The organism is Niastella sp., assembly GCF_045805085.1.
Classification (GTDB): Bacteria; Bacteroidota; Bacteroidia; order Chitinophagales; family Chitinophagaceae; genus Niastella.
Genome location: NZ_JBJMLX010000446.1, coordinates 1 through 4,115 on the forward strand (window position 1 = coordinate 1; position 4,115 = coordinate 4,115).

Genomic DNA, 4,115 nt, shown 5'->3' on the forward strand with positions numbered 1-4,115 from the left:
AAAAAGTGAACCAGGTATCTGAGCACGTTAACACTATATTTCGTTATGTGCCATACGTGCAAACAAATTTTGTGTTGGGGCTCGATAGTGATTCCGGGGACGAACCATTTGAGCTTACCAAAAGATTCATAGATCAATCGCCGAACGCTTTCCCGGGTTTTTCTCTGCTAACCGCATTTGGTGAAGCTGCCCCTATGAACCTGGAATATCAAAAACAGGGGCGGGTATTACCATTTCCTTTTCACTTTCTCAACAACCACCTGGCGATGAATATTAAACCCAGGAATTATGATTGGGTAGATTTTTATGATAAGGTGATCGATGTAACTGATTATGCGTTTTCCGCAAAGGCATTATATCGCCGCTTTATACATACACATGGTATGCAAACCCGTTGGATGAATTTGATGCGGGCCATTTCTTCAGAAGGGTGGGGGCGATTGAAATTTTACCGGCAGATCCGGCAGAACCTGCTGAAGGACAAAAGTTTCAGAAAATACTTTGATGGGGAAACACAAGAGTTGCCTGCATTTTATTATAACATTATTAAAAGAGATCTTGGTATCTGGTGGCAATGGCTGCCGGAAACTGCCCTATCGCATAACCCTAATGCTTATTTAGATAAGACAGTGGCTGGTTAATACTGTAATTTTATAACAATAAAGTTCGTAATTCCCGGCATACCACTTCAATTTCTTCTTCCGTATTGTAATAATGCACAGAGGCGCGTACAATTCCGTTCAGTCCTTTCCGGTTCATATAATTCAGGGTAGAATTGGCCAGACCGATATGTACGTTGATGTTTTTGGTGGCCAGTTTTGATCTGATTGCTGTTGCGGTTATGCCTTGTACAGAAAAGGTAACGATCCCGCATAATACATCGCCCTGGTCATGCACTACAATGCCGTCTATCTCCTGCAGGCGTTGTCTGAACAAATCAGCCAGATGTTGTATTCGTTGCCATACGCGTTCAATGCCTATGTTCAACAAGTACTCCACCGCTTTTTGCAGTCCCAGTACAATGGCGGGGTTCTTTTCATACCATTCAAAACGCCGCGCATCCGTTCGCACCACAAAGTCCTGCTGGGTTACATTAGTAACAGTGCGGCCGTCGAAAAATAACAGCTTCAATTTATCCTGTATTTGTTTGCGCACATATAAAAAGCCGGAGCCCCGTGGGCCGCGCAAATATTTACGTCCGGTTACAGCCATCAGATCGCAGCCTATGGCTTGTACGTCTACGGGCACATGTCCTACTGATTGACAGGCATCCAGTAAATACAAAATATTGTGTTTACGGGCTATTTCGCCAATAACGGCAGCCGGCAATACATTCCCTGCGGTAGAAGGGATGTGCGTTATGGCGATCAACCTGGTTTTATCGGAAATGGCCGCTTCTAATTCATGAACAGGAAAAACACCTGCGGCATCATTGGGGATCACTTTAATTACAATGCCATATAATTTTTGAGCATTCAGTAAACCCAGTACATTGGAAACATATTCCATTTCAGAAACGATCACCTCGTCGCCGGTTTGAAAACTGAGCCCATTAAACGCAAGATCCCAGGCGGCGCTGGCATTTTCTACCAGGGCGATCTCATCACGGTTTGCATGGATCAGTTGCGCAATCAGTTCGTGCGTATGATCGAGCTGGGCACGGTATTTTGCCTCAATTTCATAACCACCCAATAAGGCTTCTTCCCGCAGAAAATCGACCATGGTTCTCACTACTACATCCGGCGGCAAAGAGGCGCCTGCATTGTTCAGATGAATACGGCCGGCTGTACCCGCTGTTTCCGCCCTGATTACCTGTATTTCTTCTTTCGTTAAAGGTTTTATTTCCATCATGCAAAACAACGTGATTGGGGTGCACCAAAACAGATGCAGATGGGCAGATTTCTACTGTATCAGATCCCCGGTTCCAGCGTTGCCGGTTTCTGGGTATTATTTCTGGTAAAATAAAGAGATAATTAAACTATTTTCCTTTAATAAAGTCTGCTGTATACATTTGCAAGCCAATATTTTCCGGAACATGTTGCTAAATATTCAGCCTGTTCAATTGAAAACCATATATTCAACCCAATAGCACTTTACCCTATGTCGCGTTTTCGTAGCCTGATCATCCTGTGTCTATTTTCTTTCCATTGTTGTTTTGCTGTTACCCGTTACGTTAATATAAACAATCCCACGCCCGGGGCGGGCAACAGTTGGGCAACGGCTTTTACCGATCTGAATGCGGCACTGGCTGTGGCCAACTATGGCGACGAGATCTGGGTAGCCCAGGGAACCTATAAACCTACTACTACCACGAACAGGGCCGCCACCTTTTTCATGACAAACGGTTATTACGTTTATGGCGGTTTTGCCGGAACAGAAACGGCGCTTACGCAACGAAACCCCACCATAAATGTGACCATCCTCAGCGGCGACATCGGGGTGCCGGGAATTCCCACCGATAACTCATACCATGTAGTTACGTTAAATCAATTTACGAACGGATATTTTATAGATGGGTTTACTATTCGCGATGGCGAAGCCAATGCCGGCGCCCCTGCCACTACGCCGCAACCTGATAATATTGGCGGCGGCGTGCTATTGCTGGCGCAGACAGGCGACCTTAGTTATGGCATCGTAAAGAATTGTGTGTTTACAAGCAATGTTGCCATTCATGGCGGCGCCTTTGGCGCCTATGGGAACGGCGTTAATGCCCAGGCTCGTTATGCGCTGGTCAACTGCACATTCGTTGCCAATAGAGGACAGGTAGGCGGAACCATAGCCGGGTTTTCGTTAAATGGCGATTGGGGTGGGGGCGACATCCAAAACTGCATTTTTATTGGTAATTATAGCCTTACATCACAAGGATCGGTGCTGGAGGTGGTGACTGATCATCCTTATTCAAATTATACCACCAGTTTCAATAACAATACGCTTTACGATAATCAGGCGCCTGTTATTAGTAACCAGCAAACAGGCGGCATAAGCTATATTTTTCCATCAAATGATATTGTCTGGCAACCCGCCGGGCCTTATACCGGTCCTTTAAATATTGGACCTAATTGTGACTTTAGTGAAAGTGATCTTGACCTGGCTGCAGTCACCGGGAGTAACCTTAATGTAGACCCGCAATTCGTAAATGCCGCCGGTTTCGATCTTCATTTAATGCATTGCAGTCCTGTTGTTGATAAAGGCTTTCCCATTCCGCTCACATTCAACTACGATATGGATAATGGTGCGCGCAAACAGGGAAATGAAATAGATATGGGGGCGTATGAATCGGGGCTGCCGCTTTATCCCGGTGTAGCAGATGTTACTTATTGCCAGTTTGCGACTGCCAGTCCGTTAACGGCTACGCCTGCTGCGGGTAATACCTTGCGTTGGTATGCTAACTATACAGGTGGTACCGGCAACCCAATAGCGCCAACGCCCACTACGAATACAGTAACTACAGCATATTTTTATGTAAGCCAGGTAGACGCAACAGGTTGTGAAGGGCCGCGTACTGCAACCAGGGCCATTATAAAGGCGGGCCCTGCTGCGCCCACAGCTACAGGGGCAACCTATTGCCAGTATGCTACTGCGGTAGCATTAACAGCAACCGGAACCAGCCTGCTTTGGTATACGAATGCTACAACAGGTACGGGCTCTGCCACCGCGCCGGTTCCTTCTACTGCCACCAACGGCATCACTACTTATTATGTAAGTCAAACGAGCGGGTGTGAAAGCCCCCGTACTGCGGTGACCGTAACGGTAAATGCGGCGCCTGCTGCCCCTGTAGCTGCTTCACCCACTTATTGCCAGTATGCTACTGCCACTGCATTAACAGCTACTGGTGCTAATTTGCTTTGGTATCCGAATGCTACAACAGGTACAGGTTCTGCCACTGCGCCGGTTCCTTCTACTGCCACCAACGGCATCACTACTTATTATGTAAGTCAAACGAGCGGGTGTGAAAGCCCGCGTGCGCCTGTAACCGTAACGGTGAATGCGGCGCCTGCTGCCCCTGTAGCTGCTTCACCTACTTATTGCCAGCATGCTACTGCGGTAGCATTAACATCAACTGGAACCAGCCTGCTTTGGTATCCGAATGCTACAACAGGTACGGGCTCTGCCAC

2 protein-coding genes and 1 pseudogene are annotated in these 4,115 nt (G+C 47.1%); 2 read left to right on the top strand and 1 reads right to left on the bottom strand.

From position 1 onward, the window contains the following. Positions 1-641: pseudogene (locus tag ACJ751_RS23605) on the top strand (radical SAM protein); the annotation flags it as partial. 10 nt (positions 642-651) lie between these two features. Here ACJ751_RS23605 and ACJ751_RS23610 read toward each other — a convergent pair. Further along, positions 652-1,851, bottom strand: coding sequence for an aminotransferase class V-fold PLP-dependent enzyme (locus ACJ751_RS23610; protein ID WP_407747999.1), 1,200 nt, complete (start codon positions 1,849-1,851; stop codon positions 652-654). 249 nt (positions 1,852-2,100) lie between these two features. Between ACJ751_RS23610 and ACJ751_RS23615 the strand changes: the two genes are divergently transcribed. Beyond that, positions 2,101-4,115 (top strand): choice-of-anchor Q domain-containing protein (locus ACJ751_RS23615; RefSeq protein WP_407748000.1); only part of this gene is annotated, 2,015 nt, incomplete at its 3' end.